Annotated in this window: 28 protein-coding genes; 15 read left to right on the top strand and 13 right to left on the bottom strand. The window is 63.6% G+C overall.

What is annotated here, in order from left to right:
• Nucleotides 1-134 precede the first annotated feature (134 nt).
• Nucleotides 135-302 carry a hypothetical protein gene (locus M1D32_RS05275; RefSeq protein ID WP_458781281.1) on the top strand — a complete coding sequence of 56 codons (168 nt, stop codon included), beginning with the start codon at nucleotides 135-137 and terminating at the stop codon, nucleotides 300-302.
• A 19-nt stretch (nucleotides 303-321) separates the two neighbouring features.
• Here M1D32_RS05275 and M1D32_RS05270 read toward each other — a convergent pair whose 3' ends face one another.
• The 4 genes from M1D32_RS05270 to M1D32_RS05255 form a co-directional block, all read right to left on the bottom strand.
• A complete protein-coding gene (locus M1D32_RS05270; protein ID WP_458781280.1) occupies nucleotides 322-1,095 on the bottom strand; it encodes a GAF and ANTAR domain-containing protein in 774 nt (257 codons plus the stop codon).
• Nucleotides 1,096-1,165: 70 nt separating this feature from the next.
• Nucleotides 1,166-1,381: a hypothetical protein gene (locus tag M1D32_RS05265; RefSeq protein ID WP_458781279.1), complete on the bottom strand. Its 216-nt coding sequence runs from the start codon at nucleotides 1,379-1,381 to the stop codon at nucleotides 1,166-1,168.
• A 616-nt stretch (nucleotides 1,382-1,997) separates the two neighbouring features.
• Nucleotides 1,998-2,453 carry an SRPBCC family protein gene (locus tag M1D32_RS05260; RefSeq protein WP_458781278.1) on the bottom strand — a complete coding sequence of 152 codons (456 nt, stop codon included), beginning with the start codon at nucleotides 2,451-2,453 and terminating at the stop codon, nucleotides 1,998-2,000.
• A gap of 29 nt (nucleotides 2,454-2,482) precedes the next feature.
• The gene (locus M1D32_RS05255; protein WP_458781277.1) at nucleotides 2,483-3,289 is read right to left on the bottom strand and encodes a GAF domain-containing protein; all 807 of its coding nucleotides are present in this window, start codon (nucleotides 3,287-3,289) and stop codon (nucleotides 2,483-2,485) included.
• 176 nt (nucleotides 3,290-3,465) lie between these two features.
• Between M1D32_RS05255 and M1D32_RS05250 the strand changes: the two genes are divergently transcribed.
• Nucleotides 3,466-4,215 (top strand): SDR family oxidoreductase, encoded by a 750-nt coding sequence (locus tag M1D32_RS05250; protein ID WP_458781276.1) that lies wholly within the window; start codon nucleotides 3,466-3,468, stop codon nucleotides 4,213-4,215.
• 24 nt (nucleotides 4,216-4,239) lie between these two features.
• On the opposite strand, the gene M1D32_RS05245 is transcribed toward M1D32_RS05250, so the two are convergent.
• Nucleotides 4,240-4,602, bottom strand: a complete 363-nt coding sequence (locus M1D32_RS05245; protein ID WP_458781275.1) for a hypothetical protein — start codon at nucleotides 4,600-4,602, stop codon at nucleotides 4,240-4,242.
• Between the two features lie 145 nt (nucleotides 4,603-4,747).
• Between M1D32_RS05245 and M1D32_RS05240 the strand changes: the two genes are divergently transcribed.
• The gene (locus M1D32_RS05240) at nucleotides 4,748-5,557 is read left to right on the top strand and encodes an alpha/beta fold hydrolase (RefSeq protein ID WP_458781274.1); all 810 of its coding nucleotides are present in this window, start codon (nucleotides 4,748-4,750) and stop codon (nucleotides 5,555-5,557) included.
• On the opposite strand, the gene M1D32_RS05235 is transcribed toward M1D32_RS05240, so the two are convergent.
• On the bottom strand, nucleotides 5,554-6,045 hold the full coding sequence (locus M1D32_RS05235) for an Hpt domain-containing protein (RefSeq protein ID WP_458781273.1): 492 nt from the start codon (nucleotides 6,043-6,045) through the stop codon (nucleotides 5,554-5,556). The two genes, M1D32_RS05240 and M1D32_RS05235, sit on opposite strands and share 4 nt — an antisense overlap.
• A 350-nt stretch (nucleotides 6,046-6,395) precedes the next feature.
• On the opposite strand from M1D32_RS05235, the gene M1D32_RS05230 reads away from it, so the two are divergent.
• Nucleotides 6,396-6,536 carry a hypothetical protein gene (locus M1D32_RS05230; RefSeq protein ID WP_458781272.1) on the top strand — a complete coding sequence of 47 codons (141 nt, stop codon included), beginning with the start codon at nucleotides 6,396-6,398 and terminating at the stop codon, nucleotides 6,534-6,536.
• A 217-nt stretch (nucleotides 6,537-6,753) separates the two neighbouring features.
• Here M1D32_RS05230 and M1D32_RS05225 read toward each other — a convergent pair whose 3' ends face one another.
• The 4 genes from M1D32_RS05225 to M1D32_RS05210 all read right to left on the bottom strand — a co-directional run bounded on the left by M1D32_RS05225 (nucleotide 6,754) and on the right by M1D32_RS05210 (nucleotide 13,689).
• A complete protein-coding gene (locus M1D32_RS05225) occupies nucleotides 6,754-9,549 on the bottom strand; it encodes a S8 family peptidase (RefSeq protein WP_458781271.1) in 2,796 nt (931 codons plus the stop codon).
• A 272-nt stretch (nucleotides 9,550-9,821) separates the two neighbouring features.
• The gene (locus tag M1D32_RS05220) at nucleotides 9,822-11,681 is read right to left on the bottom strand and encodes a hypothetical protein (RefSeq protein WP_458781270.1); all 1,860 of its coding nucleotides are present in this window, start codon (nucleotides 11,679-11,681) and stop codon (nucleotides 9,822-9,824) included.
• Between the two features lie 305 nt (nucleotides 11,682-11,986).
• Entirely contained in the window at nucleotides 11,987-12,808 is an 822-nt protein-coding gene (locus M1D32_RS05215; protein ID WP_458781269.1) for an SGNH/GDSL hydrolase family protein, read from the bottom strand.
• Nucleotides 12,809-12,957: 149 nt separating this feature from the next.
• Entirely contained in the window at nucleotides 12,958-13,689 is a 732-nt protein-coding gene (locus M1D32_RS05210) for an ANTAR domain-containing protein (protein WP_458781268.1), read from the bottom strand.
• Nucleotides 13,690-14,110: 421 nt separating this feature from the next.
• Between M1D32_RS05210 and M1D32_RS05205 the strand changes: the two genes are divergently transcribed.
• The 3 genes from M1D32_RS05205 (at nucleotide 14,111) to M1D32_RS05195 (ending at nucleotide 17,293) form a co-directional block, all read left to right on the top strand.
• Complete coding sequence (locus M1D32_RS05205) at nucleotides 14,111-14,452, top strand: TfoX/Sxy family protein (RefSeq protein WP_458781267.1); 342 nt, start codon at nucleotides 14,111-14,113, stop codon at nucleotides 14,450-14,452.
• 161 nt (nucleotides 14,453-14,613) lie between these two features.
• Nucleotides 14,614-16,332, top strand: a complete 1,719-nt coding sequence (locus M1D32_RS05200; protein WP_458781266.1) for an esterase/lipase family protein — start codon at nucleotides 14,614-14,616, stop codon at nucleotides 16,330-16,332.
• Between the two features lie 61 nt (nucleotides 16,333-16,393).
• The gene (locus M1D32_RS05195; RefSeq protein ID WP_458781265.1) at nucleotides 16,394-17,293 is read left to right on the top strand and encodes an SGNH/GDSL hydrolase family protein; all 900 of its coding nucleotides are present in this window, start codon (nucleotides 16,394-16,396) and stop codon (nucleotides 17,291-17,293) included.
• A gap of 40 nt (nucleotides 17,294-17,333) precedes the next feature.
• Here M1D32_RS05195 and M1D32_RS05190 read toward each other — a convergent pair whose 3' ends face one another.
• Nucleotides 17,334-17,966, bottom strand: a complete 633-nt coding sequence (locus M1D32_RS05190) for a maleylpyruvate isomerase family mycothiol-dependent enzyme (protein WP_458782108.1) — start codon at nucleotides 17,964-17,966, stop codon at nucleotides 17,334-17,336.
• Nucleotides 17,967-18,159: 193 nt separating this feature from the next.
• Here M1D32_RS05190 and M1D32_RS05185 point away from each other — a divergent pair, with 193 nt between their 5' ends.
• The 4 genes from M1D32_RS05185 to M1D32_RS05170 all read left to right on the top strand — a co-directional run bounded on the left by M1D32_RS05185 (nucleotide 18,160) and on the right by M1D32_RS05170 (nucleotide 19,501).
• On the top strand, nucleotides 18,160-18,453 hold the full coding sequence (locus M1D32_RS05185; RefSeq protein WP_458781264.1) for a hypothetical protein: 294 nt from the start codon (nucleotides 18,160-18,162) through the stop codon (nucleotides 18,451-18,453).
• Between the two features lie 156 nt (nucleotides 18,454-18,609).
• Nucleotides 18,610-19,107, top strand: a complete 498-nt coding sequence (locus tag M1D32_RS05180; protein WP_458781263.1) for a DUF2975 domain-containing protein — start codon at nucleotides 18,610-18,612, stop codon at nucleotides 19,105-19,107.
• Nucleotides 19,107-19,343 carry a helix-turn-helix domain-containing protein gene (locus M1D32_RS05175; protein WP_458781262.1) on the top strand — a complete coding sequence of 79 codons (237 nt, stop codon included), beginning with the start codon at nucleotides 19,107-19,109 and terminating at the stop codon, nucleotides 19,341-19,343. The genes M1D32_RS05180 and M1D32_RS05175 overlap by 1 nt, the downstream gene beginning before the upstream one ends.
• Complete coding sequence (locus tag M1D32_RS05170; protein WP_458781261.1) at nucleotides 19,340-19,501, top strand: hypothetical protein; 162 nt, start codon at nucleotides 19,340-19,342, stop codon at nucleotides 19,499-19,501. Before M1D32_RS05175 ends, M1D32_RS05170 begins: the two co-directional genes overlap by 4 nt.
• A 57-nt stretch (nucleotides 19,502-19,558) precedes the next feature.
• Here M1D32_RS05170 and M1D32_RS05165 read toward each other — a convergent pair whose 3' ends face one another.
• Nucleotides 19,559-20,140 (bottom strand): TetR/AcrR family transcriptional regulator, encoded by a 582-nt coding sequence (locus M1D32_RS05165; RefSeq protein WP_458781260.1) that lies wholly within the window; start codon nucleotides 20,138-20,140, stop codon nucleotides 19,559-19,561.
• 98 nt (nucleotides 20,141-20,238) lie between these two features.
• Here M1D32_RS05165 and M1D32_RS05160 point away from each other — a divergent pair, with 98 nt between their 5' ends.
• Nucleotides 20,239-20,760, top strand: coding sequence for a DoxX family protein (locus M1D32_RS05160; RefSeq protein WP_458781259.1), 522 nt, complete (start codon nucleotides 20,239-20,241; stop codon nucleotides 20,758-20,760).
• A 76-nt stretch (nucleotides 20,761-20,836) separates the two neighbouring features.
• Here M1D32_RS05160 and M1D32_RS05155 read toward each other — a convergent pair whose 3' ends face one another.
• Nucleotides 20,837-21,652 carry an MBL fold metallo-hydrolase gene (locus M1D32_RS05155; protein WP_458781258.1) on the bottom strand — a complete coding sequence of 272 codons (816 nt, stop codon included), beginning with the start codon at nucleotides 21,650-21,652 and terminating at the stop codon, nucleotides 20,837-20,839.
• A gap of 244 nt (nucleotides 21,653-21,896) precedes the next feature.
• On the opposite strand from M1D32_RS05155, the gene M1D32_RS05150 reads away from it, so the two are divergent.
• From M1D32_RS05150 to M1D32_RS05140, 3 genes are all read left to right on the top strand, one after another.
• The gene (locus M1D32_RS05150; RefSeq protein WP_458781257.1) at nucleotides 21,897-23,126 is read left to right on the top strand and encodes a carbohydrate-binding module family 20 domain-containing protein; all 1,230 of its coding nucleotides are present in this window, start codon (nucleotides 21,897-21,899) and stop codon (nucleotides 23,124-23,126) included.
• Between the two features lie 259 nt (nucleotides 23,127-23,385).
• Nucleotides 23,386-24,933 (top strand): zinc ribbon domain-containing protein, encoded by a 1,548-nt coding sequence (locus M1D32_RS05145; protein WP_458781256.1) that lies wholly within the window; start codon nucleotides 23,386-23,388, stop codon nucleotides 24,931-24,933.
• A gap of 5 nt (nucleotides 24,934-24,938) precedes the next feature.
• Nucleotides 24,939-26,543 (top strand): serine/threonine-protein kinase, encoded by a 1,605-nt coding sequence (locus M1D32_RS05140; protein WP_458781255.1) that lies wholly within the window; start codon nucleotides 24,939-24,941, stop codon nucleotides 26,541-26,543.
• Nucleotides 26,544-26,552 lie beyond the last annotated feature (9 nt).

The following is a 26,552-nucleotide window of genomic DNA, read 5'->3' as shown; positions in this document are numbered from 1 at the left end:
GGGCCTCGCATCTTCATACCGCAGCCCCTCAAGAATGTTCAGTACTCATGGGTGCCGCGCCGTGGCAACGGCGTACGCTGGGGAAACCAACTTTTCCAGGGCCTGACCCGTCGTGGGGTCGAAGGGTGTAACTGATGAAAGCATTAGTCGGGGCAATCGTTGCCGTCGCCATAGTCCTCCTCATTGTGGGCCTGGCCGTCGAAACGCTGGGCTTCCTCCTGGGGGTGGCCCCGGTGCTGCTGATCGTGGCTGTGGTCCTGCTGCTCCTGAGCCGGTTCAGGGGACGCCGCATCCCCCGCTGACAGTCACATCGAAGGGCGGTCAGTTTGGGGCCGTTTGGGTCCGCTGAAGGTTCGTGGCTCCCCGGTCGAAGTGGGTTTGCGGCTCCTCACCGGAAGCACCGATCACAATTTCGACGGCGAGATCGCGGAGTTTTTGGTTCCGGGTGCTGGAAGCCTTGGTCAGGATCCTCATGGCTTCGCTTTGACTACACCGATTCTGGGCAATGACGATCCCGCAGGCGAGGTCGATGGCCGTCCGGCTTTTCATGGCCGATTCCATGTCCTGGGCGACCCCTTGAATGGTCGCGACCTTCACGGCCAGCCGCACCGCATGGCCGGCGATCTCAGCGAACCCCGCGGCGTCGCGGACCGTGGCCTCGCTGAAGACGCCGGCGTGGGACGCGAAGAAATTCAACGCAGCAGACGCCTCTTCGTTCAGTTCCATCGGGACGCCAAGGGACGTGAAGCATCCGTGGTCCATCAACTGCTTTTGGTACTCCGGCCAGCGCGGGTCACTGCGCGTATCTCCCAGCAGCACTGGGGACTTCGTCCGCAGTGCGCTCATACAAGGACCTGGGCCGGCCTGCTGCTCGATCCTGTCCAGATCCATCGCCCGGTCGCTGCTGCCGCCTACGGTGACAGAAGCCCGATGACGTCTCAACGTCACTCCGCACTCCACCGCAGTCCCCGCGCTGCGACTGATCGTTGCAGCGGCTACATCGGCGAGGCTACCAAGGAACTCCGCGACGGAATCCGTACCGATAATGAGGTCCTGGAGCTGGACGAGCAGCTCTTGTTCAGGGGAAGTGGCCATATCTCAACCTAGATCAATGCCAGCATGGCGACAACAGCGTGCACGCTGGCCACGTGGTCGCCCATGCCGCCTAAGTGCCGGGCACACGCGCTTTCCCATAATCCTCCATGGCCCAGGCCAGGATCTTCAGATCAAAGGCGTCCAGGACGAGGAGCCCGTGAAGGTAGGCGTCAAATTCCTCCAGCCGCGCCTCGCCGCCATTTGCCCTATACCAGACCCATAAAAGACAGAGTGACGAATGATCATCGCGGACCAAAAACTGCGCCTGCGGCCGTGGATCCTGCATTGGAAAACCCTTGCTACTGCCGCCGGCACCAGCGCAAGGCAGGCAGTAATTAAATACCCCCGAACTCGAAGCAGGCAGATGACGGGTGAACTCCCGAGCACCTTGGTTTCGCGAATCCGAGCCGTGGGCTCGACCGGTTTTTCGCTCTCCTCCTGCCATCATGGCGCCTTGGTGCGAAATAGCCAGCCCGGCTGTTGATCTCAAGACTGAACGGCGGCGGGCACGGATTCGAATACAAGTACTTATCGCCCATATTCCCTGAAAGCACGTGGTCAGCAGGCCCGGAAACGAGTAATCCGTGCTGGCGTCCTCGCGCCTACACTTAGCCATGGACATGCTCCCGGCGGTAATCCTGATTATCGGTGTGGCTTTCGCCTGGGTGGGCCTGACGGTTTTTGTGCTCCTCAGGTTGCGGCGCCGCAGGAGCGGCTCATCGGTGGTAGCTTCCGCTTCCACTCCCGCTGACGCCGGCACCACCCACGCGCACAGGCCTTGGCGCCGCCTGCGCCCTGTTACTGGCCAGGCCCCAGCCCGACGGCGCAGAATGACTGTTAGGAGGGTCCGCGGGTAAAGGCTTCCCGCGGACGTGGAGCCGGAAGCGGGCTACCTGGATGGCTTACACGCCGCCCGGATGTTCGGCCAGCAAATCGGCCAGGGTCTCCAGGTTTGCGCGCACGGTGCGGGCATGGGCCTTCTGCACCAGCGGATCTGCAAGTTTGCCAAAGAATCCACCCATGCCGCTGTCAACCTCAACGCGGTAGGTGAGGCGTGTTCCCCCGGCCTCTGGTTCCAGGACGTTGCTGATAGTGAAGTCGAACTTGCCTTCAATGGAGCGGATGACCGACTGCTTTGGTGGGTCAAAGTGGACGTTCTCAGTCACCCAGTCAAACTGCCTGCCCAAAACTTTGCTGGTTCCCCTGGAGCGCGTGCCAACTCCGACCGGACCGTCACCCACCTGTTCAGCCTGGATAACGGAAGAGTCCCAAACAGGGATGTTCTCCGTCCTGATGAGGAACTGGAAAACCTCCTCTGGCGGACGGTTGATTAAGACGCTTTCTTCTATGACAGGCATTCTTACCACTCCTTCGATAGGCAACCGCACTACGTCCGTGCGTCTATATGGCTCTGGGCAATCGCTGCGAGTGTCCGGAGTACCTGCTGATCAGATGGCGGAAAGGCGCGGGGTTTTTGGTCGATGATGCACAGCGTTCCGATATTCCAGCCGCGTGGCCCGTGCAAGGGATAGCCGGCGTAGAAGCGGATGTGCGGCTCCCCCACGACGAGTGGATTGGAGGCGAATCGGGCATCGGTACGTGTGTCGTTGATGATCAGCATCGAATTTTGTTCCACCGTTGCCGTGCAGAGTGCGATCTGCCTCGGAGTTTCGTCGCGGAGTGGCCCGAAGACAGACTTGAAGTACTGGGCATCTTCGGCGATCAGCGACAATGATGCAGCCCCCACATCAAAGTACTTCCTGGTGGCAGTCACAATGCGATCAAATGCTTCCTCCGCCCCGCTGTCAAGCAGGTTCGTCTCATGCAGTGACTTCAGGCGTTCTCCCTCTGCCTGCTCAGGGGTGAGCAGGAACTTACCGGCAGCTCCCAGGGCGGACAATGACTGCTCACGGGGCCTCCTCCGGTCAGCCGGGTGCTGCTGCCTGGGTCCTCCCCCATGAATGACCGGCGAAAGAGCCTGCTGCCGTCCCGCTGTTTGTCCTTCACTTCCCTTGCCGGCACCACGGCCCCGCTCAAGTTTGCGCCAGGCCATGCCACCATGAAGGTAAGCATCCAATTCGAACTCCGACCACTGGGATTTGCCCGAGCTGCCAGGGAGTAGTTTCCGGGGATCCATACCGATCGTGGCAGCGAGCTCAAGCCGCCGCCGCACCTCGTCATCCACGCCGTCCATCTCCAACCGACTCGCCGAACCAAGCATTCCGCAGCTGCAGGAACCCGTTCATAAGGGTACTTACTACTTTGCCTTGATGGCTACCTCTCCGCCCAAACGGCAGGGCGCCCTTCTTCGGAAACTGCCAATCGAGCCCTGGCCACTTCGTCCGCCTCTACAGGATTAGGATTTCTTTCATGAAGATTGCCGTTGCAGGGGGAACCGGTACCGTCGGGCGCCACGTCGTCGAGACAGCGAAAGAACGCGGGCACGACGTCGTCAGCCTGAGCCGTTCGGAGGGGGTGGACCTCGTGAACGGCCGCGGCCTGGACCAGGCGCTCGAAGGCGTGGAAACCGTCATCGACGTCTCGGGGGTCAATACCACCTCCACCAAGAAAGCCGTGGACTTCTTCACCAATGCCACGCAGAACCTGCTGGCGGCGGAGAAGAAGGCGGGCGTGCGGCACCACGTGGCGCTCTCCATTGTGGGCATCGACAAAGCCACCTCGGGTCTCTACGCCGGGAAGCTGGTGCAGGAGGATGAAGTCAGGCACGGGGGCCTTCCCTGGTCCCTCCTCCGGTCCACGCAGTTCCACGAGTTCGTGCCCATGGTGGTGAAGGCCGCCTCGGCCGGCCCAGTGGTGCTGGTCCCGAAGATGTTCACGCAGCCGGTGGCTGCCCGGGAGGTAGCGGCTGCCCTGGTCACCGCCGCAGAGGCAGGGCCCAAGGGCCGCCTTCCCGATCTCGGCGGGCCCCGCGGTGAACAATTGGTGGACCTTGTCCGTGCCTACCTGAAGAAGACCGGCAAGCGGAAACGGATCGTTCAAGTGCCTGTTCCGGGCCCGATGGGTACAGCGATGCGCAAGGGCAAGCTGATTCCCAAGGCGGGTGCCGCCGTCGGACGGCAAACGTTCCTTGAGTGGCTGGAAACGCAGCCAAACAGGTAGTCCCCGGGAGGCACCCGGCGAATTTCAACTGCTGCTGTGGCGCTCACCGGTTCCGTCGGGGTTCAATTCGATTGTGCCGCCATGGTGGCTTCTGCACAGCGGGGTCCCGTCCACGCGGCCAACAACGGCAGGGCCGCTGCCCTTGCCGCCGTGGAGCAGGATCTCCACGACGGCCCGCTGGCCCAGGCGGTGGACGCAGGGGATCCGGTTGTAGTGGAGTCCGACGGCGGTACTTCCCTGCGGTGGCAGGCTTACCGGCGCCGGTTCCTCGACGCCGGTTATGGCGAGGTCCTTGCCGTTCCGGTCCGGCTGGACGCGGGCATGTCCTGCGCTCTGGCCTTCTTCGCCCCCCCGGACATCCGGTTTGCACCGGAGGCGGTCAGCCATGCCGCCTGGTTCGCAGGAGTGGGAAGTGGCAGAGGGCATCCTCAGGAACCCGCCGAGCGGGGCACCGGGAACGCGGTTCGTGATCTGAGCGGGCGGTTCACGCCGGTATCCGAGACTAGCCTGTAGTGCCCCCTACACTGACGGCATGGAAGTTATGGTCGGTGAAGTGCCAGTGCATTATGCCGAACACGGCCGCGGCACACCTGTCCTCGCCCTGCACGGGGCGGGTGTGGATCATCGCGAACTGGCCGGCGCCCTTGAACCGGCATTCCTGGATGCTCCCGGTTTTCGCCGCCTCTACCCGGACCTTCCGGGCATGGGCCGCACCCCTGCACCCGGGACGATCACGGGCAACGATGACGTCCTGGATTTGATGCTCGGGTTTATCGACCGCACCCTTGGCGAGGAACCGTTCCTGGTTGTCGGACACTCCTACGGCGGATACCTCGCCCGCGCGATTGCCGGCCTGAGAACCCAACAGGCCGTAGGGCTGGCGCTGATCTGCCCGGTTGGAGCGCAAACACGTGACGTTCCCCCGCACGAGGTCCTGATCTCCTCGGCCGATCCGGCAGGCGGACTGGACCCGGACCTCGAGGCAACCTACCGCGATTACTTCGTTGTCCAGACCGCTGAAACCCTGCACCGGTTCCGGGAGCACGTTGCTCCGGCAATCACGCTCGTCGACGAGCCCGGCCTGGCGCGGATCTTTTCGCGCTGGAAGCTCAGGGACCGGCCGGAAGCTGCGAAAGCCTATCCTCATCCGGTGCTGATCCTTGCAGGGCGGCAGGATGCCAGCGCCGGGTACAAGGGCCCATGGGAGTTGATGGAGCACTATCCCCGGGCCACCTTCGCCACACTCGACCGCGCCGGCCATGCGCTGATCCACGAGCAGCCCGGCCTCGTACAGGCACTTTTTACTGAATGGCTGTCGCGGGTCGGTGAGCACCCAGGCTAGGTTTGCATTCCGACCACCCGCGGCGGCCTGGGTGTGTCGAGGTGTGCCTGGAGGGCGTAGGCAGTCTGTCCGGCACGCTGCTGGATCCGGTGCAGGTAGTCCACTGCGAGCCGGGGCAGGGCGACAGCTGGGTCGGCGATCCGGATACCTTCGCGCTGGGACACCTCGAGGTCGAGTGCCAGTGCGGCGAGGCGTTCGGCACCGATCATCTGGCTGGCCGTCTTGAGGCTGAGGACCGCATCCATGGCGCCTGCTGCATCCCCGGTAGTCAACGCCATCCGCAGCTTCTCGATCCTCAGAGGCAGGGCGGCGATGAAGTTCTGCACAAACACCCGCCAGACTTCGTACTCCCGAAGATCCTCGCGCAACCTCTCCAGCACCACATGGTCAAGGAGGGGCCGGGTGGGGCCTCCGGCGCTTGTCAAGGGTGACGTTCCGGCGGGTTCGGGGCGGCTCGCCTTGTGCAGTGGAGTGGTGGTAGTGGTCATGCCTGGACAGTACGGAGTGGATATTGGGGGAACCCTGCGGCCGCACCTTGGGGTTTCCTAACGTCATCCAAAGGTCTCCTGTTTGGCCCTGACGCCGGCGCTCCTGATACTCTGGCTGCTCGCTTGCTGTCCAGCGCAGGGCATCAAGTTCGGCTGCTGTAGCCCAATGGCGGACCACTTCACCCTGTTGAGAGAGCCCTACGGCGCAACCATAGTTTGACCAGTTCCTACCCGAACTACCTGCCGTCCTGGCGAACTACCAGTCCGTGGTTTAAGCGGATCCCTCAGATATTGAATCGCTGCCCCGTGCTTCCATCCGAACACCAGATAGACCGAAGGAAACCCAGAGCATGACCAACACCACCACGCCCAATGACGGACGTCCCGGCCCGCTCGGCATCGAGGATCTTGACCTCACCCCGGCCGGCCTGGCCGATGCCCCCGCAAACGAGCAGGACCGCGACAGCATCGTGCACATCGGCAACAGCTAAAATCCTGCTGTTTGCCATACCCATAGGTTCAGCCCGAACAAAGGGAAAGCCCCTCCTAGGAGGGGCTTTCTTCGTAGTGGTCAATGGTCATCTGGTATAGGTCAGCGGTGATGCACTCCCCCTTCCCGGACGCCCCCGAGCGTCCATCCGGACTATGACAAGAAAAAACTTTAGTGAGCGGCGCCATGCCCGTAAAGGGGTTGTGCTGTAGAAATTTTCAGCCGGGGAGGAAGTAGCCGGAGACGTCCGCCACCAGATGGGTCCTGCCTGGTGAGCGGTTATAGAGGAGTACCTTCCGGAACTGCCCGACCGGAACCAGCACCGAGTTCGGCACGATCTGGCCGGCGCGGAAGTTCACGTTGGAGGAGTCGGGCCGCACTGGTTGCATGGGGTAGGCGGTGATGTAGCCGTGTGCGTCCGCGTGGGCCACCGTCAGGTTGAACACAATGGCGGAAGCATCAACAGGAACCCCGTGTTCCCCGGTCGCCTGGAAGGATGCGGCGGTGTCCGGGGCGGCTGGGTAGCCGTCGCGGGTGTCCAGGAAACGCGTGGGTGCAATGGGTTGGAAGGTGCCGCCGGCAATTGGAGTACCTGGCAGGTAATAGCCGGAAATATCGGCCACCAGATGCGTGGCCCCGTCGGAACGGTTGAACAGCGCCACTTTTCCATCCGTTCCCACTGGAACCGTCACGGAGTTCGGAACGATCTGGTTGGTCCGGAAATTAACGTTGGACGCGTTGGGTTTGTTCGTTCTGGAGGCAAATGCCGTGATGAAGCCGTGGGTTTCGGCTCCCGCGACTGTCAGGTTCATCACGACGGCGGAGACGTTTGCCGGGAGGCCGTGAGCGCCGCCCACCTGGACGGTGAGCGTGGAGTCCCGGCCTACCGCGGTGGAGTTCCTGGTGTCCAGGAAGCGCTTTGGTGTTATTGCCTTGAAGGCTCCGGCCGCCGTCGGGGTTCCGGGCAGGTAGTAGCCCGAGACATCCGCCAGAAGATGGGTTGCCCCTTCGGACCGGTTGTAGAGCGTCACTTTTCCGTCGGCGCCCACCGGAACGGTGACAGCATTGGCCACGATTTCGCCCGCGTTGAAGTTCAGGTTCGAGGCGTCGGGACGGGTGGTGCCGGAGGCGTAGGCAGTGACGAAGCCGTGGGAACGGGCCTCGGCAACGGTCATGTTGAATACCACTGCCGAGACCTGGGCCGGGATCCCGGGTTGTCCTGCAACCTGGAAGGAGACCGTGGAATCACGGCCCACCGGCGGTCCGCTGCGTGTATCCAAGGCCCGGAATGGCGTGACGGGGATGAGCGAGCCCGGCACCGGCGCAAAGGTGGTGGCGAACGTGAGCGACCACTGGGACTGCGCCCCTGCCGCCATGGTGTATCCGGGCTGTGCCCTCGCCGAGACCGTGACGTGGCCGGAACCGGGGTGCGCTCCTGCCGCCACCACAGCACCCCCGGACAGGTATTCAACGCCCTTGGTGGCCGGAACCGTGAAGGTGTCCTGAGCCGTGCCGTCGTTGTCGGAGAACGTGACGGCGTCGGGCATTACCGTGTTGGCGGGCAGATCTGCCCCGGACAGGTTGAGTGCCGTGGTTGCATCAAGCAGCCCTGCGCCGCAGCCTTCGCCACAGGCTACGGCCATGGGACGCGCGGTAGCCTTCAGCCGCTTCTCCACCATGTCCGGAGTGTAGGTTGTGCCCACCTCGGACATCAGCAGCGCGGCAACGCCGGCCACGTGCGGTGCGGCCATCGAGGTGCCCTGCAGGTGCTCGTAATATTCTCCATCCAGCGGTACGGTCACTCCGTAGTTGGACGTGGAATAGATGCCGGACGAAAGGCCAGCGGAGGTGTCGCCACCGGGTGCCGTGATGTCCACGGCGGCACCGTAGTTGGAATACGGGGCGCGGGCGCCGTTGCGGCCGGCCGCTGCAACGGTGATGACGTTCTGGCAGTTTGCCGGGCTCATCTCTGCAGCAGGGCGGCCAGAGTTGCCGGCGGCCACCACTACTGCGGCCCCTGCGTTGTACGCGAAGTTGATCGCGTTTTGCTGGGTGATGGAGCAGGCGGCGGGACCGCCCAGGCTCAGGTTGATGACATGTGCGCGGTTGGGGTTGAGGGGTACTCCCGGCACTTGGCCGCCGGCGGCCCAGATGATCGAATCCGAAACGTCAGAGGCGTACCCGCCGCATAACCCGATAGCCCTGACGGGAAGGATTTTCGCTTCGGGGGCAACCCCGGTGATGCCGTTGCCGTTATTGCCGATGGCAGCGATGGTTCCGGCCACGTGGGTGCCGTGCCAGGAAGAGATCCCCTCGGGCTCGCCCTCACCGCACTGGCCCGCCGCTGTCCAGTCCCCCTCGTCCTGCGGGTTGGCGTCCCGCCCGTCCCCGTCCCGTGCCCCGGCTGCGTCGGACATCATGTCGTAGCCCGGCAGCACTTTGCCGCTCAGCTCAGAGTGATCGGTGATTCCAGTGTCCACGATGGCCACTACAGTGCCCTGGCCGCGGTTGACGTCCCAGGCTCCCGGGGCGCGGATGCCTGCCGGTTCCTCCCATAGGCCCCATTGGACCTGGTAGCTGTCATCATTCGGGGTGGCGGTGGGATGCATCATGACATCAGGCTCGGCGTACTCCACGTCCGGGTTCGCACGGAGCGAGGCCAGGAATGTTCTGGACTCGGCTTCCGCCAGCCGTTTGCTGGTCTTCACCACCTGCGCTCCGGCGGCGGTGCTCCTGATGTTCCGGGCCGCTGCCCCCACCTTGCCCGCTGCTGCCGTGGCTGCCTGCGCCGTGGTCGCGGCTTCTGGGGCTATTCCCGGACGGCTCTTGGTTTTCACGATGAACTGGTCAGTGGCAGCAGCGGCGGCGGGTACCTGAAGGGCGCGGGGTGTGGCCTTCCTGGTCTCCGCGTCGTCGGCTTGCGCCGGGAGTGCCTGAAGGCTGGGGGTGGCCAGGACGGCGGCCAACGCCATCCCGAGGGTGGTCAACGGACGGACACGCAGGAGCTTGGTCAAGGCAGGGACATCCTCAGGACGGGCGCCGCCCTTACAGATGGGCCGGACGCGGTCAGCCGGGAATCACCAGCCGACCCCCCGGACTGATTCTAGCCAGAGGAAAGCCCATCCCGGAACGCTGGAGGAGATCTAATTCGAATCCTTGGAAAAACCTTCGCCAAAGGCGTGCTTCGGGTGATGACAGCCAGAAGCCGCAGCTCCAAGGGAGTGCGGCTTCTGGGAGAACCGTTGGAGTGAAGGGGCCGGCAGTGCGCTGGCCCCTCACCACCGGATCAGTTGGGAAGGAAGTAGCCCGAGACGTCCGCCAGCAGGTGGGTGGATTCTGCGGACCTGTTGAAGAGGTTGACACGGCCGTCCGCTCCTACCGGAACCGTCACTGAGTTGGGCACGATCTGACCGGTGCTGAAGTTCAGGTTCGAAACAGCGGGCCGGGTGGTCCCGGAGGCGTGGGCGGTGATGTACCCGAAGGAGTCCGCTTGTGCCACCGTCAGGTTGAAGACCACAGCCGCAGCGTTAACGGGGATCCCGTTGGCGCCTCCCACCGCGAAGGAGATCGTGGAATCCCTCCCTGCCGGGGAAGCAGTATCCCGGGTGTCGAGGAACCTCTTGGGTGTAACCGCCTGGAACGTTCCCGCCGCCGTCGGAGTCCCGGGCAGGTAGTAGCCCGACACATCCACCACGAGATGCGTGTTACCGGAGGACCGGTTGAACAAGGTCACCGTCCCGTCAGCTCCTACCGGCACGGTAGCCGCGTTCGGGATGATCTGCCCGGCCTTGAAGTTCACTGTGGACGAATTGGGCAGGTCCGCACCCGTGGGGTAAGCGGAGACGAAACCAAAGGAACGTGCCTCCGCGACCGTCAGGTTCAACACGACGGCCGACACACTGTCGGGTAGCCCGTACGCGCCTGCCACCTGGAAAGTCGTGGTCGAATCGGGACCAACCGGCTCGCCGCTCCTGGTGTCCAGGAACCTGGTGGGGGCGAGGGCCGCAAACGCGCCCGCCGCCGCCGGAGTCCCCCGCAGGTAGTACCCCGAAACGTCCGCCAGCAGATGCGTGGCTCCGTCGGACCGGTTGAAGAGAGTTACTTTACCGTCAGCACCCACAGGCACGGTGACTGCATTCGCAACGATCTGGCCGGCATCAAAGTTCAGGTTGGATGCAGTCGGCTTGTCCGTCTGGGAGGCATAAGCCGTGACGAACCCGTGCTTCTTCGCCTCCGCCACTGTCATGTTGAAGACCACGGCAGACACTTCGCCGGGAATCCCGTTCACCCCCGCAACCTGGAATGAAACGCTCGAGTCCGGCCCAACAGCAGCACTGTCACGGGTATCCAGCGCCCGGAACGGTGTCACCGGAATCAACGAGCCGGGCACAGTCGCAACCTCTCCGCGTGCCGGGCAGCCGCCCATGCCGGGGCCGCCAACCTCGCGGAACTCGGAGATGGTCAGGCCCTGCCGGTTGTCGGCGGCGTCCTGCTCCTCCCAGGCCATGGCGCGGGCACCGGCGGCGTTGGCGGCAATCTGGGCCGTCGCGGCATCTTGGAAGACGTAGGTTGCGGTGAAGGTGTTCGGCCCGTCGAGGTCGAATTGCAGGCGGGAGGAGTAGCCGTCATCGGCCGTCAGCGGTCCGGGGAGTGCACGGATGTCACGGCGGCCTATAGAGGTGTCCTTGAGGGCGGGCTCCACGATGCGTTGTTCCATCTGGTCCCTGTTGACCCCTGCAGCGACGTGGCCCTTCACGGTCACGGTGTTTCCGTTGAGGATTGAGTCGGCAGTGACGTAGGTGTCCTGGACCGTGGTGGCCCCTGCCTCGGTGGCCCCGAACCTGATGGATACAACGTCTCCGGGTTTGATGTCCGGGGTGACATTCAGCCCGGTGCCTGCGCCCCAGCACACTCCGCCAGGGTGGTTGATTTCAAACGCGACGTCCCCTGCCGCGACAACACTCTGGGCGGAACCCACCACTCCGCCACCGCGGGTAACCTCAACGGTGGCGGTCTCGCCGATTCTGTCCTGGTAGCCCTCGATCGTGATGAAGTCACGATCGGGGAACACCACCAGGTTGTCCGGGAATGCCGGAACGGCCGCGTTCGCGGTGGGAATGGCTAGCAGGGATGTGGTGCAGAGCACGGTAGCAACCGTGGCAATAATTCCAGCCCTGCCATGCCTGGAGACGCAAAGTTTCGCGCCCCCTGTTTCGTACAATTGCCTATTCATGACAACCTCACTGATCCTGAGTCCTAGCGTATGGCTATACGCATGGGCACAAGCTAGGCCTGCCACCTTGGGAAATGCTCGTCAATGGGCCTCTGAACAGGGCGAACCCGGGCCGCCTTCTCCTAGGAATTTGCAGGAACTGGCGTGAGGGGCTGAGGGCAGGTGCCTGGGGCACAGGAAGGGCTGCCGGTCCTGCCCAGGTGCCGCAGCCGCGGTCCTTATTCCGTCAGGCCGGCCCAGGCCTCCAGGAACCGCTCGGCAAGGTAAGCGTGGCCGGCGGTGTTGGGGTGGGCGCCGTCGGAGTTGAAGTCCGGGCTGTTGGCACTCGTAAACCAGCCTGCCTCGGCTGCGTCGATAAAGGGAGCGTTGGCAGCTGCGGCCCCGGCCCGGACGGCGCCGTTCACACCGCGCAGTTCCTCGGCAAGGGGCTGGGGAGCCGACGGTCCCAGCACTACCACCTGAACCCCTGGCCAGAACCTGCGGGCCGCCTCGATGGTCTGCGCCGTGGCGGTTTCAACTTCTTCCGGATTGGGGACCAGGGCATCATTCTGTCCGCCTTGAAGGATGAGGACGTTGGGCACGAAGGCGGGATCGGCAGCGATGTCACGCAACCGGACTTCGTACTCACTGCCCAACTCATCCTGGGCCCCGCCGCCCCAAGCGAACCCTGTTCCGGACACGCCGTCGATGTTGGTGGGGTAGCCGAGCTCCCCGGCAACGAGGTAAGCCCAGCCCTGGTCCTCCCGCTCTGCACCAACACCGGCAGTGTACGAATCGCCAACGATCAGGAGGACAGGCTCGGCAGGCAGTTCGAGGCGCGGCTGCTGCGCCGTTGCAGAGGCCGTGGGTGTGGGAGATACCGTAGCGGTGGGTGTGGCCGCCTGCGGACTGGCTGGCGCGGGGACGGCTTCGCCTGGGCCGCGTGGTCCCATCAGGGCGATGGCTGCCACCCCGAAGGCGGCCACTGCCAGCACAAAAAGTGCAGCGTACTGGATCCACTCCCGTTTGCTAATGCTGGGGCGCCTGCCGTCTCGGGTCACCGGCACATCTTACCGGCCCTTTTCGTCGCAACCGTGAGCAAGGCGTACGACGGCGGCACGCACCGCCGTCGTATGCCTCACTTGCGGCCGTGGCTGGAGCATGGCGCGACGTTTGACCGCCTACCCAAAAGATCAGGATCAAGGACCGTTCACTTGCCGAAGTGCGCCGTCGGGGCGCCCCCAGGCAGGGACTCAAGAATGCCTTCGGCTACTTGGCGGACTTTGACGTTTCTGTGGCTGGATGCCTTGGCCAGAATGGCGAAGGCATCCTGGTATGAGCATCGGTTTTGGGCCATGATGACGCCGCAGGCGGTGCTGATGGAGGTCCTGCCGTCCAGTGCGGCCTGCAGGTTTTTCGCCGTCGCCACCGCCGCCTGAACCCGGAGGGCCGATGTCAGGCTGCGGGAGGCGACGTCAGCAATCTGCGTACCCCGCCTGATGGCCTGTGGGCTGAAGACATGGGGTTCAGTTGCGAAGTAGGTCAAGACACACCGTGCGCCTGCTTCCAGCTGGATCGGGATGGAAAGGGCACCATGACATCCCCCGGCCAGCAGCAGCCTCTGGTAGGCGGGCCACCGGACATCCCTGCTTGCATCGCTGAGGGATATGGGTATCCGGCCACGCATGGCCTCGGTGGCGGGCCCCGTTCCGCTCTTGGTTTCCAGCCCCGCGGAACGGAGGGCAGCCTCATTGTTTGCTACGGTCAGCGGAGCGTGGCCTGTTTGCAAAAGAGTTGCGGCGCACCCCACCGCCGATCCGGTGAAAGAACTCATGGCTGCCGCTGCTATTTCTGTCATTCGACGCAGCGATGCCAAACTCGAAATACCGTCGCCTCCGAGGTCAAAAAGTACCCCGGACTCATCTCCCCAAAGATCAGTCATGCCTAGCAATCTACAGGTCTTTCGGCAAGCCTCCTTCTTAATCCAGTTCTGGCAGGGTATGAGGGCCGGCTGGGAGGCGATTTAGCGCGTGGCTTGAAGACCGCGAAACCAATGGGTAGCCTGACCCACAGTGAATCCAAACGCTGGGGGGGGCGAAAGTCATGCATTCAGGGGCGCGAAAAAAGTCGAAAACGGGCTCGGGAAGCAGCGCCAGGCAGCAAGGATCCGGGCCTAGTAAGGCAGCTGACACTGCCGGCCCGTCCCGTTTCAAAGTCACCGACTGGCCGGACGAGGCCGTGCCCGCCTCAGCGCAGGAGCCGGAGGCTGGGACTTCCGCCGGCACTGCATCCGGAGCAAGCAGCAGCGGGTCCAGCCCATCGTTGGGGTTCAAGGACTTTGTCTGGCCGGAAAGCAGCGGGCAGTGACAGCGGCGTCCAGCCAGCGGGACGCTCTCGCGCAGAGGCTCCGCGACCTACTGGCCTCCTACCAAAACGTGCGTGAAGTGCGCATGTTCGGCGGCTTGTCCTTCATGGTGGACGACCGTATGGCTGTAGCCGCCGGCCGCGACGGGGACCTGCTCGTACGCACCGATCCGGCAAGCTACGACGACCTGCTCAAGCGAGGCGGAGAACCGGCTTACATGGGGAAGGACCGTCCGATGGGGCCCGGATGGCTCAGAGTGCAGCACGAACGGGTCCAAGACGATGCGGATCTTGAATATTGGCTTAAGGTCGGCATCGACTCCCGCAACGCGTCGAACTGAAGGGTTCGGCTGCCCAGCTAATGCGTGTGCCCGATATGAGGGCGGCGGTTTTGTAGGGACGCCCTTCCTGTAACGCAGTAGTAACGGCTGAGGTGTTCTGCTGTCCCCAGCCAGCAGACCAGAGCAATTCACTGGCCTAGAACTTCAGCATTGGACATGCCGTGACTCAGTTCCTGCCGATCATTTATGTGCGCGGGTTTGCCGGTGGCACGCAAGCAATCGACAAGGCTGCCGACGACCCGTTCTACGGGTTCAACGAAGGTTCCACCCATGTCCGGATCGGCGCCCACGGCAATCCCCACTTCTATCAGTTCGAGTCCCCGCTGCTGAGGCTCATGATTGACTACAAGTACGAGTTGAAGGTCGACGGGAACCAACAGCGTCTCCTTCAGGAGGCCGCCAGCGGAACGTTGCCGGCGCGAACCATATGGGTGTACCGCTTCTACGATTCCAGCGCCTCCACTTTCGGGAAGCCTCCCACCCCTTATCGGATCGAAGAGGCTGCCAAGGGGTTGGCTGACTACATTTCCCAGGTCCTGGACAAAACCAGGGATGCGGACCAGGTCTATCTCGTGGCCCATTCGATGGGAGGATTGGTTTGCAGGTCCGCCATCCAACGGTTCATGTACCAGCCGAACAGGACACCCACCCCGGATCAGATCATTGCTGGCGCGGGTTCGGTCCATGATCCTTCTGACCGTGCAGCCCCATCACGTCGCCAGTCGGCGCTTCGAAGGCTTCTATCGTGGATCCTGCCCGGCGCGGAGGCTCAGCACGAGCCGGGGGCAGGCACTAAGGCTAAGCCCCCGAATCCTGCCCGCAGAAAAGGACACCAACCCGGCAGCGCACCAGGGGCTTTCCCGGTCTCCAAGGTGGTTACCTACGGAACACCACACGGTGGAATTGATATCGACCTCGGCGGATCGGTCGGTGACTGGGTGATGGAGACTTTCGGGCCCAACGGCTCAGACATCTTCAAAGAGCCCCGCATGCGTGAGTATCTTTGTCCCGAAGGAATGGAATCCTTCGAACCCCAAGGCGGCTGGGATTCCCGTGTCCCATATTTCAGTGCGCTGCCCGCTGAGCGGTTCCTGTCGCTCGTGGGGACAAACCCCGGCGACTATGACGTGGCCCTGGGCTGGTCTTCCCGTGCTGTTGGGGTCAAGAGTGATGGACTCGTCCAGATCCGAAACGCCTACGTGAAGGGATCCAACAGGGCATATATCCACCGTTCCCACTCCGGACGCTATGGTCTTGTGAATTCTGAAGAGGGCTACCAGAATCTTCAACGGTTTCTCTTCGGCAACATCAAGATAGTTCTTAATTTCTCGGGCCTCGACCTGGACACCTCCAATGAGACAGTGTGGCAAGCAGATGTCGCGCTGGCCATCCGCAAAGTTCCTGTACTCATGCATTACCAGTCCGCACGCACCCACTGCCCTGTGGTCCTAAGTGAGGAGAACCGGGACGCACCACTTAACCCGGTGCCACTGGTGACCGCCTTCCTGCTGCCGAAACCGACAGCGGGGCCGCGACGGTACACGCTGGATCTGCGGGTCTTTGCCGTTCGCGAAGAGGGCGGGTTTCTTTCCTTCGGCTCCCATTTTGAACAAGTGGCTGACTGGCAGGACACCCTGCTGATGGATGTCTACACCGAGCCTGACGGGACCGTCCAGAAAGCCCTCTACCAGTGGAATTCGACGATTGAGGGACCGATCGCTGAGGCCGGGCCGCTGAAGAAGCAGCTCTCCTGGGCCAAGGCACCCGAACACACCAAGATGGCACCGAATTGGGCCGCCAGGATAGATTTCCCCCCGGTGGCCTCCAAGATCCTGGGGAAAAAGGCCCACCTCGACATGAGGATCGCCCCATGGGAGTAGAGACCGGCCCCGCACACCTCAGGCCGGCCCATGCCGCTGACCAATCGAAGGGAGAGGAATCATGAAGAAACCTTCGCCTGCCCACGCTCACACCCGGACGGTTTTTGCGGGGCGATTGGCGGCGCTGGCCGTGGTTCTCGCCGGGCTGGTGGCGGGCTCCCTGGCTGCCCCGGCCGCCGCACATGACTCCGAACCGCTGGACTACGTCGCCTTCGGCGATTCCTACACCTCGGGCATCGGCGCGCCGGATGTCAGCACGTCCCCGCTCTATCCGGCTGCTCCGCAACCCTGCTTCCAGGCATCGCCAGGCTATGTGAACAGGCTGGACATGCGGGATGACGTCGAGCTCAGGGCCAACGCCGCCTGCTCCGGCTGGACCGCTGTTATGGTGCCCCTCCAGGTCCAGGTGGCGTCGGCTGCCGGCCTGCTGAGCGCAGAAACGGACCTGGTCACCATCACCGCCGGCGGCAACGACGTCAAGTTTTCGGAGGTGCTGCAAGCCTGCCTGTTGCAGTCCTTGATGGAGTGCAGAGCTGCAGTCGACGCCGGCGAAGCCGTTGCCAAGACCGAGGTCCTCCCGGCCCTCACCAACGCCTACGCAGCCATCCGGGCCAAGGCACCCAACGCAAAGATTGTGGCGCTGGGGTACCCGTACCTCTTCTCCCCCGGGTTCCGGGACAACCGCTTCATCACGGACGAAGCGGCCACAGTCTTCAACAAGGGCACGGATACCCTGAACAAGGTCATTAGGGACGCAGCCGGGAAGTCACCCGGAACCGTCTATGTCGACGTCACCGACGAGTTCGCCCGGCACGGCGTCGGCTCGCCCCATCCCTGGCTCGTTTTCAACCCGGACGACCCGTTGAGCGGGGCGGCCTTCCACCCGACGGCCGAGGGCTACGCCAAGGGCTATTACCGCGCCGTGGTTCGCGAAGCGGGAATCAGGGCGCTCCGGGACTGAAACCTAAAAGCAATGACACTTCAAAAGCCGCAAACTGACATCAGCGGGCCGAGCGGGACCGCAGCGTTGGGACACCGTCCCCAGCCAAGTCATCGCAGTACATTTCGCGGCCCGCCATCGCCATCGTCAGTGCCAGGGTTGTCCCGGTAACCAGCGGTCCGGAGCCGAATTGGAAGGGCCCGTCCGTCGCTTCCAGGCGAAGACCCTTCACCGCGGAATGGCTGTTCACAGCGAAATCCCGGGCGGCGTAGAACTCCGCCACCTCGGTAACGGCATCGGCTGCCGGGGTTCGTTGAAGCCCGAGGGGCCGGCGGATGTCCTGGCTGTGCACAACAACTTCGCCCAGCCACGCCGCGGTGTGTTTTGAGGGCGCCTTGGTGCTTCCAACGACGTTCCGGAACCGGCTCAATGTTTCGCCGGGGTTGGCCCCGCGCTGTTCCTCCAAGCGGCGCTGGTTGTGGAGATCGGCGTCGAACCGCGCCGCGAGAATGCTTCCAATCCACCGGAACGAACCGATGCTCGCAGCTGCGCTCAAGTGAGCGACCACCTCTTCCACCACCCACCGCCCGCACAGTGACGGTGCACCCCACTGCTCTGCAGTCAGACCGGCCAGGTCTTCGGCCAGTGCCGCCCTTTCAGCATGCACTGCCGCCCAGGGGTCCCCGCTGTTCATTGGCTTCACGGCTACATTCAATCACTGCTATCAGCTTCGCCCGGCCTCGGTGCGGATACAGCAGGTGCTCATCCTTCGGCCCCGAACCCCGGACCGAGAAGGGTTAGGCAACCGTGACCTTCGGGGCGTTCCTTCGCCGCGAAACACGCATTACTGTCAGGTGCACCATCCGGGACACGACGGAAGAGGCACGATGAGCATCGACATCGAGATTGGTAGCAGCCTCAGCAACGAGGACGCCGCGCACTTTGCAGCCAAGACGGAAGCAATCACCACAGCGATGCAACAGGTACAGGCACAGCACGCGGCATACAGCTGGGTCTGGACAGACGAGATCCGCTGCCGGGGATGCAATGCCAGCCTGGACATACCGATCCTCGCCAGTACAAACGCCAACGCGGACAAGGCTTTACAAGCACATCAGTCCGCCCAGCTCGATGCGCTCTTGGCTGCTGGCGGCGGGGGCGATCCGTTAGCGGCGCCATAGGCGAAGCGCGTACGACGGCGGCACGCGCCGCCGTCGTATGCCTCCCATTTCCGGCGCTGGCGTTTTAGTCCATCGACGCCGACCTGCACGTAGCCCCGCGGCTCGCTGGGGCGGCCACATATTGACTATCGATAGAAAAAGCTGAACTATGGGGGCATGTCTATCGTAAGTCGATTGGTCCTCCCGCTTCGGGTCCTCCTTGTTATGGTCTTCCTCGGGCTGCTGGTCGCCCAGGTCATGTCGTTCCCGGGCGAATTTCTCTTCACCACCGAGGAGGGGCCGGAAATGGATCCCTGGCGATGGCCCCTGCTGTTGTTCTTCGAACTGGAAGCCCTGTGCCTGCAGGTTGTCATCGTGTGCATCTGGCGGTTGCTGACCCTGGTCCAGCGCGACCGGATCTTCACCACTGCCTCGCTGCGGTGGGTGGACGCGATCGTGTGGGCATTCGTGGTGGCGTGGCTGCTGCTGGCGGTCATGGCCGGTTCCCTCATCGCGTACATCTACTTCGCCCCGGAGCTGCGTGACCCCGGGACCCCTGCACTGTTGATCGGCATCACGCTGATCGGTGCCGTGCTGGTCCTGCTGATCGTGGTGATGCGGGATCTGCTCCGGCAGGCCACGTCGCTGCGGGCCGACATGGACGAGGTGATCTGATGGCGATCGTGGTGCGTATCGACGTCGAACTGGCCAAGCGCAAGATGAGTGTCGGGGAGTTCGCCGAGCGGGTGGGGATTACACCGGCCAATGTGGCGGTGCTGAAGAACGGCCGCGCCAAGGCGGTCCGCTTCAGCACCCTGGACGCGATGTGCCGTGTCCTGGACTGTCAGGTGGGCGACCTGCTCGAGTGGGTCGACGACGCCGCCGCCGGTGACTGGACGGAAGACCCGTGAGCTGGTTGACCTCGTTCCTCGTCGTGGCGCTCGGCGCAACACTCTTTGTGCTCGGCGGAGCCGATGATTCCCCGGGCCTGCAGGGCATCGGGGCGGTGCTTGTGGCCGGCGCAGCCACTCTCCGCGTGAGGGACATGCGCAGGGACCGCCGTCGATAAGGCGCCGAACCCTTGGTGACCGCGGCTCGCCCCGCTCCCACCCCTGAACGGAAGGCGCTACCGACGTTCGCCGGAGAACAAAACCGAGGCAACGCCCCGTGCGGCTTCCCGCGGATCGGCCGGCAGGCCGGGAGGCAGACTGCTGCTCAGCCAGAGCGTGGCGAAGCCGTGGACCAGGGACCAGGCTGCCAGCGCTGCCTTCTGTTCCGACGCGTCTGATTCCGAGGCAGCGAACGGCGCCACCCCTTGATGGAGGGACTCCCCCGCGCGCACCTTCGCATCAATCAATTCCGGGTCCTCGGCCCGGTATAGCTCCGGCCGGAACATCACGGCGAAGTGGGCGGGATGCCCGACGGCGAAGCCGACATAAGCTACGCCCACCTCCAGGAAGTCGCCGGTCTGCCGTTGCGCCTCAGCCAGCGCGTCCGCCAGGAGCCCAAAACCCTGCACCGCCACGGCCGTTAAGAGACCTGCCTTGTCGCCGAAATGGTGGGCAGGAGCGGCATGGGACACCCCGGCCCGCCTGGCCAGATCCCGCAGGCTCAGCGCTGAGGGTCCGGACTCCGCGATGGCTTCGAGGGCAGCACTGATGATCGTCGCCGGAAGGTTCTTGTGGTGGTAGGTCCCCTGAGTGCTCATGGTCCCAGCCTAACGCCAATCTAGCCATTGACAAGTTTCTGGTTCTGAGTAATCTAGTCAGTGTCAAGATTATGTCGATGCACCTGGAAGGAAGCATCATGGCACCCCTCATTACCCTCCTGGCCGCCACCCTCCTACTGCGCGCTGCCGGCGCTGCCGGCATCAGGGGGCTGCGGTCCTGGCACACCAGCCTGCGCGGCGGGCTGGCGGCAATGTTTGTTATCACGGGGACGGCACACTTCAACCACATGCGCGGCGACCTGGTCGCCATGGTGCCGCCCGCCCTGCCCTACCCGGAACTGCTTGTCACACTGACGGGCGTGCTGGAACTGCTGGGGGCCGCCGGCCTGCTCCACCGCCGGACGGCGCCGTGGGCAGCCGCCGGACTGGCCCTGCTGATGGTGGCCATGTTCCCGGCGAACGTCTACGCCGCACTGGCCGGCCTCACGCTCAACGGGGCTCCGGCCACCGCGCTCCTGCCGCGGACGCTGATGCAGCTGGTTTTCATCGCCGCCGCGATTGCAGTGGCACTTCCCTACATCAGGACTCTGAACCGCAACCGCTCAGCAACTAACCGCCTGCCACTGCGGGCCGGGAAACCACAAGGCCTCCACCACTGAGGCACGAACCGGGACGGCGTCCACCATCGGAAACCTTCCGGTGGTGGACGCCGTCTCAGTCCGCGGGTCAGTACATCTAGTGCTCCCGGCGGGTCTCCTGGAGCCGCTTGATGAACCAGCGCGACTGCTCTGGCCCATAGGGCAGAACCGGGATGGCCTTGGTGGCATCGGAGGGGGCCTCGCGGATGGAACGCTGGGCCTGGCGTACCGCCGTGGTCATGGTGTTCGCCATGGTCTTGACGAACTGGTCGCTGCACGGCTTCCCGTGCCCGGGGATCAGGAACTCGTAGCGGTGGCGAAGCGCTGAGATGTGCCGGAGCGCGTCCGCCCAGTCTTCCGGGTAGGAGTCTTCGAAGGATGGGTGGGCGCCCTGCTCCACGAGGTCACCCACGAACAGGGTGGTGGGGGTGCCCACCAGCAGGTCGCCGTCGGTATGGCCGCGGCCCAGGTGGAACAGGGTGACGGTCAGCCCGCCCAGGTCGACCAGCACCGGCTGGTCCTTGACGATGGCGTTGGGGACCACGAGTTCCACGTTCCGGCCTTCGCCGGTGGACATCTCCGGTTCCAGTGTCCCCACAAAGCGGCGCTGGAGGTCCCCGCGTTCATCGATTTCCCTGGCGCAGTTCTGGTGGGCCCAGAATTCGGTGACGCCCGCTGCCGCGAACACCGCGTTGCCGAAAAAGTGGTCGTAATGGGCATGGGTATTGACGACGACGAGCGGCAGCTGGATCTTCTGCCGCACGGCGTCCAGGATTTCCTGCCCCTGCCGGGGCCCGCAGCCGGTATCGATCACCATGGCCCGTTCGGATCCGACGATCAGTCCGGTGTTCAGCAGCGATCCTTCGGTGACCAGCACATAGTTCTCCGCGCCGACTTCAAGCCATTCCGACATTGTTTCTCTGTACCTCCGGCAAAGCAGTGTTCATTCGTCTGGCCCCCGATTCTACCCACGCCTTCGTGGTCGAGCCTTGCGAAACCCGGAAAAGCGCACGAACCCGGCTGCTGGAACCGGCCTGTTGGTGGCCCTGACAAGCAGGACCTGGAGGTCCAGTAACGCGGCAGTAACGCCTGGGGTGTGGACTACCATAAGTTGCAGCAGCCCAACAGCAGTTCCGTACTCGTGTACAGGAGGGGCCATGCCACATTCATGGCCGAACCTTCTCTTCCGCCTGTTGACCACGGGCGTATCTTCCGCGGCTGGAGCAGCGGCAAGCGCTGCAGCCGTGGCGAATCCAATTCTTGGGGCAGCGGCCAGTGCAGCTGCCCAGCAACTGGCCGAACAGTTGCTGAAACAGTTCCTGCCGGCACAGCAGGAAGCCGTGCAAAAGATGGAACTGCTGCAAAGGGACATCCACTCGCTGGCCGGTGATATTGGTACTCGTGTGCGGTCCCTGCAGGAGGGACCGTGGCGGGCTGCACGGCTGCACATGGAAGATGCGGCGCTTCATCCGGACAGGGCAGCCGAGGAACTCCAGGCAGCAAGAGGGCTGCTTTATGAGGCCTGGGGTGCTGCCACCGACCCAGCCCAGCGTTCATTCGCGTCACAGGAGCTAAGCGGCGTTTACGCGTTCCTGGGGCATCATGATGATTCAATTCGATGGCTGGAACGGTCACTTCCGGATAGCGACTTGGCCGTTGCTGCGGCTATCAAGACTTTTCTGTTGTCCGTTGATCAATTGCCGGATAAAGCGCCGTCCCGGGCGGGTGCCAACGAATTCATCGAAATAAATTTGAGGCTCAGGCGTGTCTTTGCACCCGCTGAGAAAATTGTGCCCGCGGTACGGGGGCTTGCGGAAGCCTGTTATGACGCACTCGACCTGCGGAAGCGGGCAACAGCTGTAGGTGCGGGCAGACCATGGCCCTTGGCGGGCAGCAGGGTGGAGCTCTGCCGCACCGGCGAGATCTTATTCAGTGCACCCGGAGAAGGTGCCGCTGTAGACCTTCAGGAATACGGCGGCCAAGCACTCGATCCAGGGGTCCGTGCCATGCTCCGCGCAATACAAACAATGCAGTTTTCCATCTCGGACGGCCCCTGGTTGAAGCGCGCCGGCCGGACATATGTGGTGGGATCATCTCCGGAACTAGGGGAATGGCAGCCTGACCTTGCGATCCAACTGGCCCCCCGGCCAAGATCCAGCAGCACCTTATCGTCAACAGTTTGGACCTTGCAGCGAAGCACCCAGGAGGGCGTCATCCAAGTGCTGGATGACGGGAACGCGGAGATCAGGTATTTCTTTGTTCCCGACGATACTGGGGCCATCATCTGGGAACCGGGAACCCGCCACGCAAAGGTGTATGCGCCTTCGTCCTTTTATAAACCGTCCGCCATGTTTGCTCCCGCCGCGGATGTTTGGGGCAATGCTTGAGAAAAGGGTGATCAACCGGAAAAAGGGGGGCAAATGGCGATACAAAGCCTTGAGGAGGGATAAGTAACAGGCTTAAAGTAATTTAACGGACAAAGCTGTCCTGGCAGCGAGGTTTTTAATGTCTTCGCATTCCGATGAAAAGCCATCAGGGCTATTCACCCTCATCTACTGCGCGCCGGCCGTTCGCGAACCGTACTGGTCAATGTCCGGCTGCCGAATTTACTGACCCACCCCGCCTTTTCCCAATGGGAGGCTCCCCATGCTGCACAGGCGAAACAGCACCATCCTGGCAGGAATTCTCGCCATTACTTCACTGACGGCGGCTGCGAGCCCGACGCCGACACCGTCTCCCTCCCTCAACAGCGGAACAGAGGGAGCAAAGGCAGCCTTGGTCCGGATTGAGCTTGTGGCTCAGTCCGAGATCGCGCACGTCAACAGCTCCTCGGGACGGGCGGAAATTGCGCGTGGAAGGTCCGAAGTACCGCTGGGAGCCTCCACGGGCGTCCTGGTGTCGGCAGACGGGATAATAGCCACCACCTGGGAAAACCTCGCGCTTGACGAAGGTGCGGTTGCCGTCCAAAGTGCCAACGATCTTTTTTCCAATGTGATCCGTGTACCCATTGTGGGTAATGACGGTAATGCCCTGCGGCGCGGCTCAACTCCAGACCAGTTCTGGGCGCCGCACTTGCAGCATTGCTATGACCTGGTGGACCATTGCATCCTCTTCAAGGTTCCCCAATACAGGATCAGGACCTACACGTCAGAGCCCGGCAGTGTTTGGGCCGAGCTTATCAACAAGCCGTCTGCACCCCACGACGTTGCCTTGCTGCAAATCGCTGGCGGCGGTGGAGCACCAACCGCTGCTCTGGCTCCGCCGGCTGCCGTACCGGGTGAAGGAAACACGATGCTGGGCTTCGTCAGCCAGCCGACATCCGCGGATCCCGCCGAGCTTCCGGTGAAGGTCGACATGGCCGCAGGCCGCATCGGGTCGGAACACGCCTTGGGGGCATTATTGAACGCGGGCGCCTCCGGAGGGCCGGTCATCGATAAGGGCACCGGCCACATCCTGGGCTTAGCGGGCCCGCTCCAACCTGACGGACAGGCGGTATTTACACCCGTTACTGCCATTCAGGCTGCCATGGCTGACGCCGGCGTGGAGCCTTCGCTGTCCAGGTTCGATGTTGTATTCCGCCGGGGTATCGACAACCTCGCCGCAGGCAACCAAGGTGGATCAGCGGTAAGCGCCCTCGAGGAATCGCTCACATACTACGACTCGAAGTTGGCGGCCGACCGCCTTGAAGAAGCCCGTGCAACGGGAACCCACAACGCCGGGCCTGCTGCTGAGGCTTCCTCTTCCGACTCTGCCAGCTCATTTCCAACCGCGCTCCTTGCCACGCTTGCGGGGATCATTCTCCTGGGTGGCATCCTGGCCGTCGTGGCCTCCCGCCGTCGCAAGGCTGCGATGGTTTCAAGCAGCCACGTGTCCAATCCCGACGGCGGGGCGCGCCACGGGTCCGGGACGAACATGACGGCGCCAGGTGCCCGCGCCGCCCATCCGCCTGGCGACAAAGGGCAGGCGGCCGGCGCTCCACCATTTGGAAGCGACCGCCAGCAGGCGCACCCGCCCGGGGAGGGCCGCGACGCGTCCGCTTCGGATCCCACCAGGGCAGCAGGTCCTTTTGCCCTGCGTGCTGCCCACCAGCAACAGTCGGCCGGCGGACAGTCCCAGGCGTCCTGCCCCCACTGCGGTGAGCCGGTGCAGCCAGGAGCACGGTTCTGTACGGGCTGCGGGCAGCCATTGGGGTGAACCTGGTGGAGCACCTGCAGACTGATCTCGCGCCGGGAGAGAACTTCGCTGGTTACAGGGTGGAGTCCTTCATAGCACGCGGCGGCATGGGAGTTGTCTACAGGGCGCTCGACGTACAACTCGGGCGCCCTGTCGCGCTCAAACTCCTGGCCCCCGAACTTTCCTCCCATGAGAAGTTCCGTCAACGCTTCGTCCGCGAGTCCAAGCTGGCTGCCTCGGTTGACCACCCCAACATCCTTCCCATCTACGCCGCCGGTGAATGGTCCGGCGTCCTGTACATAGCCATGCGCTTCGTGCACGGCACGGACCTCAAAGCAGAACTTGACCAACGGGGCGTCCTTCCCCTGCCCGAGGCACTGCGGATTCTGGCCGACACCGCCGCGGCCCTGGACGCAGCCCACAAGGCCGGGCTGGTGCACAGGGACGTCAAACCCGGCAACATCCTGCTGTCCAACAACACCGAGGGACGGCGGCACATTTACCTCACCGATTTCGGCCTTACGAAGCGCGCCACGTCCGCTACCGGAGTCACCACCGTTGGCCACTTTCTGGGCACCTTGGATTACGTAGCTCCTGAGCAGATCCGGGGCCAGGACATCGATGGCCGTGCAGATGTGTACGCCTTGGCCTGCGTTGCCTACACCCTCCTTGCAGGGCACCCTCCTTTCGATCACGACGACGACTCCGCCCAGCTCTGGGCGCACATGGTCGAGGACCCACCATTCCTGCGCCGCGAGCGGCCGGAGTTCCCTGAATCCGTCGAGCGGGCCATCCGGGCAGGAATGGCAAAACAACCGGATGACCGCCCGCCCTCCTGCGGGGCGCTCATCGAGATGATGTCAGAGCCGGCCGTCCCGGGTCCCCGCCTCCGCCTGCCAACCGGCAAGAAGCAAGCCGCGCCTGTGGCGGCCGAAGTGCAGCGCTCCCCTGCCACCTTTGAAACTGCCCCCGCCTCCGAAACAGGAGGCGGATCCACCGCTGACCATCACCGGCATCGCCTGAACAAGAGAGGCAGGAGGCTCATCACATGGCTGGCCGCGGCGTTAAGCGCAGCCGCCCTGCTCGCGGCCGGGCTGCTGCTCCCGCCGCTCTTGACTGAAGACGGCCGGCAGACATTCCGGGAAGAGGGCATTCCTTACACTCTGGAAATCCCGAACAGCTGGACGCCCAGAACCCGCGAAGCAGGCAACAGTACCGTCAGCGTTATGGCCGGTACCGACCTCACAGCCCTGTTCGCCGATGAAGCAAATGCTCCAGCAGAGGCAGCCCGCGCCGCGGCCGACCCGGAGAATGTGGTCGGCCTGGCCATCTACCACCAGCCTGCTCGGCTGGCCGGGCAAAACGCGGCCGCCAGGGTTGCCATTGCCGAAGCACTCCTGCCGGGGCGCGACGCGCGTCTGGTCGACCGGGGGCAAGCAACTGTAGGGCAGGTCAAGGCCCAGGCCATGGAAGGGAGCATGCCCCTGTCCCCCGCAGTCACCCTCCAGGTCCGCGTCTACGTCCTCGAGACCGAGCCTGTCCAGCTGCTGGTCTTTTTCGCACTTCCATCGCTGTTCGAGCAGCGGACTGCAGTCTTCGACGAGGTAGCCGCTTCACTCCGCACAAGTTAGTTGGTTTGC

This window comes from Arthrobacter sp. D3-16, from assembly GCF_054408515.1.
Note: the sequence above shows the minus strand (reverse complement) of the source record. Positions and strands in the feature narration are given on the sequence as shown.

Excerpts from the sequence above, each read along its gene's own strand:
- M1D32_RS05275 (WP_458781281.1), top strand. The coding sequence starts at position 135 with ATGAAAGCATTAGTCGGGGCAATCGTTGCCGTCGCCATAGTCCTCCTC.
- M1D32_RS05270 (WP_458781280.1), bottom strand. The coding sequence starts at position 1,095 with ATGGCCACTTCCCCTGAACAAGAGCTGCTCGTCCAGCTCCAGGACCTC.
- M1D32_RS05265 (WP_458781279.1), bottom strand. The coding sequence starts at position 1,381 with ATGCAGGATCCACGGCCGCAGGCGCAGTTTTTGGTCCGCGATGATCAT.
- M1D32_RS05260 (WP_458781278.1), bottom strand. The coding sequence starts at position 2,453 with ATGCCTGTCATAGAAGAAAGCGTCTTAATCAACCGTCCGCCAGAGGAG.
- M1D32_RS05255 (WP_458781277.1), bottom strand. The coding sequence starts at position 3,289 with ATGGACGGCGTGGATGACGAGGTGCGGCGGCGGCTTGAGCTCGCTGCC.
- M1D32_RS05250 (WP_458781276.1), top strand. The coding sequence starts at position 3,466 with ATGAAGATTGCCGTTGCAGGGGGAACCGGTACCGTCGGGCGCCACGTC.
- M1D32_RS05245 (WP_458781275.1), bottom strand. The coding sequence starts at position 4,602 with ATGGCTGACCGCCTCCGGTGCAAACCGGATGTCCGGGGGGGCGAAGAA.
- M1D32_RS05240 (WP_458781274.1), top strand. The coding sequence starts at position 4,748 with ATGGAAGTTATGGTCGGTGAAGTGCCAGTGCATTATGCCGAACACGGC.
- M1D32_RS05235 (WP_458781273.1), bottom strand. The coding sequence starts at position 6,045 with ATGACCACTACCACCACTCCACTGCACAAGGCGAGCCGCCCCGAACCC.
- M1D32_RS05230 (WP_458781272.1), top strand. The coding sequence starts at position 6,396 with ATGACCAACACCACCACGCCCAATGACGGACGTCCCGGCCCGCTCGGC.
- M1D32_RS05210 (WP_458781268.1), bottom strand. The coding sequence starts at position 13,689 with ATGACTGATCTTTGGGGAGATGAGTCCGGGGTACTTTTTGACCTCGGA.
- M1D32_RS05195 (WP_458781265.1), top strand. The coding sequence starts at position 16,394 with ATGAAGAAACCTTCGCCTGCCCACGCTCACACCCGGACGGTTTTTGCG.
- M1D32_RS05190 (WP_458782108.1), bottom strand. The coding sequence starts at position 17,966 with ATGAACAGCGGGGACCCCTGGGCGGCAGTGCATGCTGAAAGGGCGGCA.
- M1D32_RS05185 (WP_458781264.1), top strand. The coding sequence starts at position 18,160 with ATGAGCATCGACATCGAGATTGGTAGCAGCCTCAGCAACGAGGACGCC.
- M1D32_RS05180 (WP_458781263.1), top strand. The coding sequence starts at position 18,610 with ATGTCTATCGTAAGTCGATTGGTCCTCCCGCTTCGGGTCCTCCTTGTT.
- M1D32_RS05175 (WP_458781262.1), top strand. The coding sequence starts at position 19,107 with ATGGCGATCGTGGTGCGTATCGACGTCGAACTGGCCAAGCGCAAGATG.
- M1D32_RS05165 (WP_458781260.1), bottom strand. The coding sequence starts at position 20,140 with ATGAGCACTCAGGGGACCTACCACCACAAGAACCTTCCGGCGACGATC.
- M1D32_RS05160 (WP_458781259.1), top strand. The coding sequence starts at position 20,239 with ATGGCACCCCTCATTACCCTCCTGGCCGCCACCCTCCTACTGCGCGCT.
- M1D32_RS05155 (WP_458781258.1), bottom strand. The coding sequence starts at position 21,652 with ATGTCGGAATGGCTTGAAGTCGGCGCGGAGAACTATGTGCTGGTCACC.
- M1D32_RS05150 (WP_458781257.1), top strand. The coding sequence starts at position 21,897 with ATGCCACATTCATGGCCGAACCTTCTCTTCCGCCTGTTGACCACGGGC.
- M1D32_RS05145 (WP_458781256.1), top strand. The coding sequence starts at position 23,386 with ATGCTGCACAGGCGAAACAGCACCATCCTGGCAGGAATTCTCGCCATT.